The organism is Frankia sp. AiPs1, assembly GCF_023716945.1.
Lineage (GTDB): Bacteria > Actinomycetota > Actinomycetes > Frankiales > Frankiaceae > Frankia.
Genome location: NZ_JAMQQF010000483.1, coordinates 1 through 4,608, shown reverse-complemented (window position 1 = coordinate 4,608; position 4,608 = coordinate 1). Strand labels below are relative to the sequence as shown.

The following is a 4,608-nucleotide window of genomic DNA, read 5'->3' as shown; positions in this document are numbered from 1 at the left end:
AGATTGGGGCTCGTCGGGTTGGAGGCCCAGGCCTGGGGCACGGGGGTGGTCGCCGCCGGGGTCGGCGGCGTGCGCACCGCCGTCGCCGAGGGGTTCTCCGGCGTGCTCGTCGCGGGCCGCGACCCGGCTCGCTACGCCGACACCCTGGATCGGCTGCTGCGCCAGCCGCACTGGCGCAGCCGCCTGTCCACCGGCGCGGTCGGCCGGGCGGCCGGCTTCGGCTGGTCGGCCACCGCCCGCGGGGTGCTGCGCAGCTACCGGCACGCGCTGAGCCCCACCGCCGTCGCAGTGTGAGCCGTCGCAGGGTGAGTCGTCGCGGGATGAGTCGTCGAGTCGGGTGGGAGGATCTCCACCTGATCCGGCATCATCACAGTTGCAGACGGGGAGGTCTCGGGCCATGACGGCACCCATCGACACAGCGGAGCGCGAGCGGCTCGACGGCCTGGTCTCCGCCACCCTGGCCGACCTCGACCTCGCCTACGAGCGCATCAGTGCGGGCTCGTTCCTGGTCACGCTGGAGGGCGAGCACAAGCTGCGCACGATGACCTGGCTCGTCGTGCAGGACCACTCTCTGCTGGTCGAGGCGTTCTTCATGCGCGCCCCGGCGGAGAACGCGGCGGGCACCTACGCGTTCCTGCTCGGCCGCAACGCGAAGACCTACGGCGTGCACTTCTCGATCGACCGGGTCGGCGACATCTTCCTGACCGGGCAGATCCCGCTGCTCGCGGTCACGGCGGAGGAGATCGACCGGATCCTCGGCTGCGTCGGCACCTACGCCGACGACAACTTCGACCCGGCGATCGCCCTCGGGTTCGCCGCGGCGATCGAGCGGGAGAAGGCCTGGCGGGCCAAGCTCGCCGCCGACGCCGGCAACGCCGCGATGCCCGGCTGACCGATCATCGGCTGACCCCGGCCGCCCGACTGACTCCGGCTGTCCGGCTGACCGGCTGTCCGGCTGACCGTGGCCGCCCGACTCTGGCGGCCCGGCTGACCGTGGCCGCCCGGCTGACCGTGGCCGCCGACTCTGGTCGTCGGCCGGCCGGTCAGTCCGTGACGCGGTGCAGGCGCGCCGACAGGTGCGACTGCAACTTCTTGCCCTCGGCCTCCATGTCGATCGCGTAGGCCAGGTCTCCGCCCTCGAGGATCCCGTAGAGCCGCACCGAGCGGGTGACGTCGCGGGCGGTCGCCGTGCGGATCAGCACGTTGTGGTCGAGGTCCACGCGGGTTCCCGCCACCGTGCCGACGTAGATTTCCGCGATGCCGAACGGGTGCGCCAGGGTCACCTCGACGACCGTCTTGCCGTCCTCGCCGGGCTGGACGCGCCAGAAGCCGGTCTCGGTGGCCAACGGGCTGCCGGGCTCCCGTCCGTCGCGCGGCTCGTCCGCCCACCAGGTGTGGGAGACGTAGCCCAACGCTGGGCGGCCGTCGGCGGCGAAGGTGATCTCCTGGCCGTAGTGGAAGCCCTCAAGATCCTCATATCCGCCCACGCCCTCGCCGCGCCAGGTGCCGACGAGGAAGGCCAGCGGCAGCAGGCTGGGATGCAGATCGGCGGACCCGGTCCCCCCGGTCTCGGTCCCCCCGGTCCCGGTCGCGGTCGCGGGCCGCGACCGCCCGGCGGCCGACCTGCCCCGGGCGCTCAACGCTGCCCCTCGTACAGCTTGTAGACCACGTAGCCGGAGAACCAGGCGATCAGGACGGACATCGCCACCAGTAGCCCGGTGAAGAAGTAGTGCAGCACGCTGCGCAGCCTAGCCCGCCGAGCCGACGGGGTTGGGCGGGGTCGGACTGGCGGGGTCGGGGGGCGGCCGCGCGGCGACCCGCCGGCACCCCGATGGGGCAGACTGGGTCGATGCCCCGTCCCCTCGTCGTCAAGGTCACCGCTGGGATGGACGCGCCGGAGCGCTGTTCGCAGGCGTTCACGGTGGCGGCCGTCGCCGTCGCCGCCGGGACGGACGTCTCGGTCTGGCTCACCGGCGAATCCGCCTGGTTCGCGCTGCCCGGGCGGGCGGCGGAGTTCGACCTGCCGCATGCCGCGCCGCTGCCGGACCTCCTCGCCGGCATCCTCGCCGGCGGCCGGGTCACCGTGTGCACCCAGTGCGCCGCCCGGCGCTCGTTCGGCCCGGACGACGTCATCCCCGGCATCCGCATCGCCGGCGCGGCCTCGTTCGTCGACGAGGTGCTCGCGGACGGGGTCCAGGCCCTCGTCTACTGAAGACGGCGTCTACTGAAGCCGGAAAGCCGTTGCAGAAGCCACCGCAGGCGCAACAACAGACCACGAACGGGACACGTCGAAACGCGCATCGTCGGCCATCGCATGCGCTTTCATGATCGCATGACGGCAGACTCCGACATACTCTTCGCGGTGGTCCTGTTCGCAGCCGCCGGGCAGCGCACCGTCCGCCGGATCATCGCGCCGTTCCCCGACCGGGGCTCCGCAGTCGCGTTCGCCCGCGACAACGGCCTGCGCTGCTTCTCGGTCGGCCCGATGCACTTCGCGGTGCCGACGACGGTGCCGCCCGGCGCGGAACTGCCAGGCGCTGCCCGCCCGTTGCTGCCCGCCCCCGTCCACGCAGGCACGGAGCGCGGCGACTCCGCTGCCTGAAAACCGCAGCCCCAGCACCCCGGCCGCAGCACCCCGGCCGCAGCACCGCGGCTGCAGCACCAGCTCTCGGCCAGCCTGCCTCCCGCGAGGCGACACATCAGAAAAAGGGGACAGCGGAAACTGCCCGCTGTCCCCTCCGCCGCGACTACCGTGCTGTCTCCAGCGACCGTCAGGCCGCGACCTCGACCTGGGTGTCGACCGGCTCGCCCTGGCGGGCGACGACCTTCTGCTCGCCGCTCGCGCCGGGCACGAGCGCCCGCACCGTCCACTGCCCAGGCCGCGCGAAGAAGCGAAACTGGCCGGTCGCCGAGAGCGGAACCTCGGCGGTGAAGTCGCCGCCCTCGTCGAGCAGCCGGGCGTAGCCAGTCGAGACCGGCTCGCCGCCCTGCACCACGACGCCCTGGATCACGGTCTCCTTGGCCACGTCAATTCCCTCCACCGACGGTCCACCGCGGGTCGCGCCGCACATATCTCACGCACCCTTCTCGATCGGCACGCCCACCAGCGAGCCGTACTCGGTCCACGACCCGTCATAGTTCTTCACGTTCGGCAGGTCGAGCAACTCGTGCAGGGCGAACCAGGTATGCGCCGAACGCTCGCCGATGCGGCAGTAGGCGATGATGTCCTGGGCGAGGTCGACGCCGGCCTCGCCGTAGAGCTTGGTCAGCTCGTCGTTGTTCCGGAAGGTGCCGTCCTCGTTCGCGGTCTTCGCCCACGGGATGTTCTTCGCGGTGGGGATGTGACCGGCCCGCTGGGACTGCTCCTGCGGCAGGTGCGCCGGCGCGAGCAGCTTGCCGGAGAACTCGTCGGGAGACCGGACGTCGACGAGCGCCTTCTCGCCGATCGCAGCGACGACCTCCTCGCGGAAGGCGCGAATGTCGGTACGCGCCTCCTTGGCGGTGTAGGTCGTCGCCGGTCGCGGGGTGACCTCGGCGGTCAGCTCCCGCCCGTCGAGCTCCCACTTCTTGCGGCCGCCGTCGAGCAGCCGGACGTCCGCGTGCCCGTACAGGCTGAGGTACCAGTAGGCGTAGGCCGCGAACCAGTTGTTGTTGCCGCCGTAGAGGACGACGGTGTCACCGTTCGCGATGCCCTTGCCGGACAGCAGCTTCTCGAACTGCTCCTTGTTGACGAAGTCCCGGATGACGGAGTCCTGCAGCTCGGACTTCCAGTCGAGCCGCACGGCCCCCGGAATGTGCCCCTTGTCGTAGGCGGAGACGTCCTCGTCGACCTCGACCAGAACGACCTTGGGGTCGTCGCGGTTCGCCTCGACCCAGGCGGCGTCGACCAATGCCTTCTCGCGGCTCATGCGCGCGCTCCTCTTACGGTGATGGAACGGAAGAACAGATACAACTGGCAGCCAAGACAGAAGTCGAACGCTGCGTTCAGGAAGGCCGCTACGAAAGCGGCCGCGGCGGCGGCGAAACCGAGCACGGCGACGCCCGAGAGGAAACCCGCGACCCCCACGACTCCGAAGATCGAACCGACGAGCTGGGCGAACCGGGGCGCAGCTGCGTCCTCGGTCGTCGCGGGCGGCCCCAGCCGCGGCCGGATCAGCGCCCGGAACAGCAGGCCGTAGGGCGCGTATCGCACGCCGGCCACCGCCCCCACGACGAACACCACGGTCTGCGCGAGCAACAACCATCCGCTACCCGTCACCAGCACCACGGCGAGCACGACCGAGGTGACCGCAGCGGTGAACCGCAGGCCGCGAGGATCCACCACGAGACATTCTCCTGACTACCGGCTCGAGCTACCCGGTCGGATGCGGAGCGATGCGTCGGGGAAACCGATCACATCGGGGGCGCCAACCCGCGATCAGGAAAGACGACACAGGCAGCTACCCACGCGGCACAGGTCGACCGCGCGGCGCTTCACGAGCTGCGTCCGGAACATGGTTCGTGTCACGGTAGCAGCGAAAGTCACGTCTGTGTTAACCCGCTGGCGGTGGTTCCGAAGAATCACGATCTGCCCGTTTAATCCCGTCCGCGGGGACGATCTGCGCCAGG

General features: G+C 70.9%; 9 protein-coding genes. 4 read left to right on the top strand and 5 right to left on the bottom strand.

Going from position 1 to position 4,608, the window contains the following annotated elements; translation table 11 throughout:
* Positions 1-294: glycosyltransferase (locus ND748_RS25720; protein ID WP_251748669.1), on the top strand; the 294-nt coding region annotated here is incomplete at its 5' end.
* Between the two features lie 103 nt (positions 295-397).
* Positions 398-892, top strand: a complete 495-nt coding sequence (locus tag ND748_RS25715) for a YbjN domain-containing protein (RefSeq protein ID WP_251748666.1) — start codon at positions 398-400, stop codon at positions 890-892.
* A 151-nt stretch (positions 893-1,043) separates the two neighbouring features.
* Here ND748_RS25715 and ND748_RS25710 read toward each other — a convergent pair whose 3' ends face one another.
* Positions 1,044-1,640 (bottom strand): FABP family protein, encoded by a 597-nt coding sequence (locus ND748_RS25710; protein ID WP_251748664.1) that lies wholly within the window; start codon positions 1,638-1,640, stop codon positions 1,044-1,046.
* 209 nt (positions 1,641-1,849) lie between these two features.
* Here ND748_RS25710 and ND748_RS25705 point away from each other — a divergent pair, with 209 nt between their 5' ends.
* Entirely contained in the window at positions 1,850-2,212 is a 363-nt protein-coding gene (locus tag ND748_RS25705; protein WP_251748662.1) for a DsrE family protein, read from the top strand.
* Between the two features lie 120 nt (positions 2,213-2,332).
* Complete coding sequence (locus ND748_RS25700) at positions 2,333-2,602, top strand: hypothetical protein (protein WP_251748660.1); 270 nt, start codon at positions 2,333-2,335, stop codon at positions 2,600-2,602.
* Positions 2,603-2,771: 169 nt separating this feature from the next.
* On the opposite strand, the gene ND748_RS25695 is transcribed toward ND748_RS25700, so the two are convergent.
* From ND748_RS25695 to ND748_RS35155, 4 genes are all read right to left on the bottom strand, one after another.
* On the bottom strand, positions 2,772-3,071 hold the full coding sequence (locus tag ND748_RS25695) for a DUF1416 domain-containing protein (protein ID WP_044885052.1): 300 nt from the start codon (positions 3,069-3,071) through the stop codon (positions 2,772-2,774).
* A gap of 3 nt (positions 3,072-3,074) precedes the next feature.
* Entirely contained in the window at positions 3,075-3,908 is an 834-nt protein-coding gene (locus ND748_RS25690; protein WP_251748656.1) for a sulfurtransferase, read from the bottom strand.
* On the bottom strand, positions 3,905-4,324 hold the full coding sequence (locus ND748_RS25685) for a DUF4395 domain-containing protein (RefSeq protein ID WP_251748655.1): 420 nt from the start codon (positions 4,322-4,324) through the stop codon (positions 3,905-3,907). Before ND748_RS25685 ends, ND748_RS25690 begins: the two co-directional genes overlap by 4 nt.
* A 93-nt stretch (positions 4,325-4,417) precedes the next feature.
* On the bottom strand, positions 4,418-4,495 hold the full coding sequence (locus ND748_RS35155) for a putative leader peptide (RefSeq protein WP_374216036.1): 78 nt from the start codon (positions 4,493-4,495) through the stop codon (positions 4,418-4,420).
* Between the last annotated feature and the right edge of the window lie 113 nt (positions 4,496-4,608).

What these genes read in the sequence shown, in the direction of transcription:
- ND748_RS25705 (WP_251748662.1), top strand. Translation starts at nt 1,850, where the DNA reads ATGCCCCGTCCCCTCGTCGTCAAGGTCACCGCTGGGATGGACGCGCCG.
- ND748_RS25690 (WP_251748656.1), bottom strand. Translation starts at nt 3,908, where the DNA reads ATGAGCCGCGAGAAGGCATTGGTCGACGCCGCCTGGGTCGAGGCGAAC.
- ND748_RS25700 (WP_251748660.1), top strand. Translation starts at nt 2,333, where the DNA reads ATGACGGCAGACTCCGACATACTCTTCGCGGTGGTCCTGTTCGCAGCC.
- ND748_RS35155 (WP_374216036.1), bottom strand. Translation starts at nt 4,495, where the DNA reads ATGTTCCGGACGCAGCTCGTGAAGCGCCGCGCGGTCGACCTGTGCCGC.
- ND748_RS25715 (WP_251748666.1), top strand. Translation starts at nt 398, where the DNA reads ATGACGGCACCCATCGACACAGCGGAGCGCGAGCGGCTCGACGGCCTG.
- ND748_RS25695 (WP_044885052.1), bottom strand. Translation starts at nt 3,071, where the DNA reads ATGTGCGGCGCGACCCGCGGTGGACCGTCGGTGGAGGGAATTGACGTG.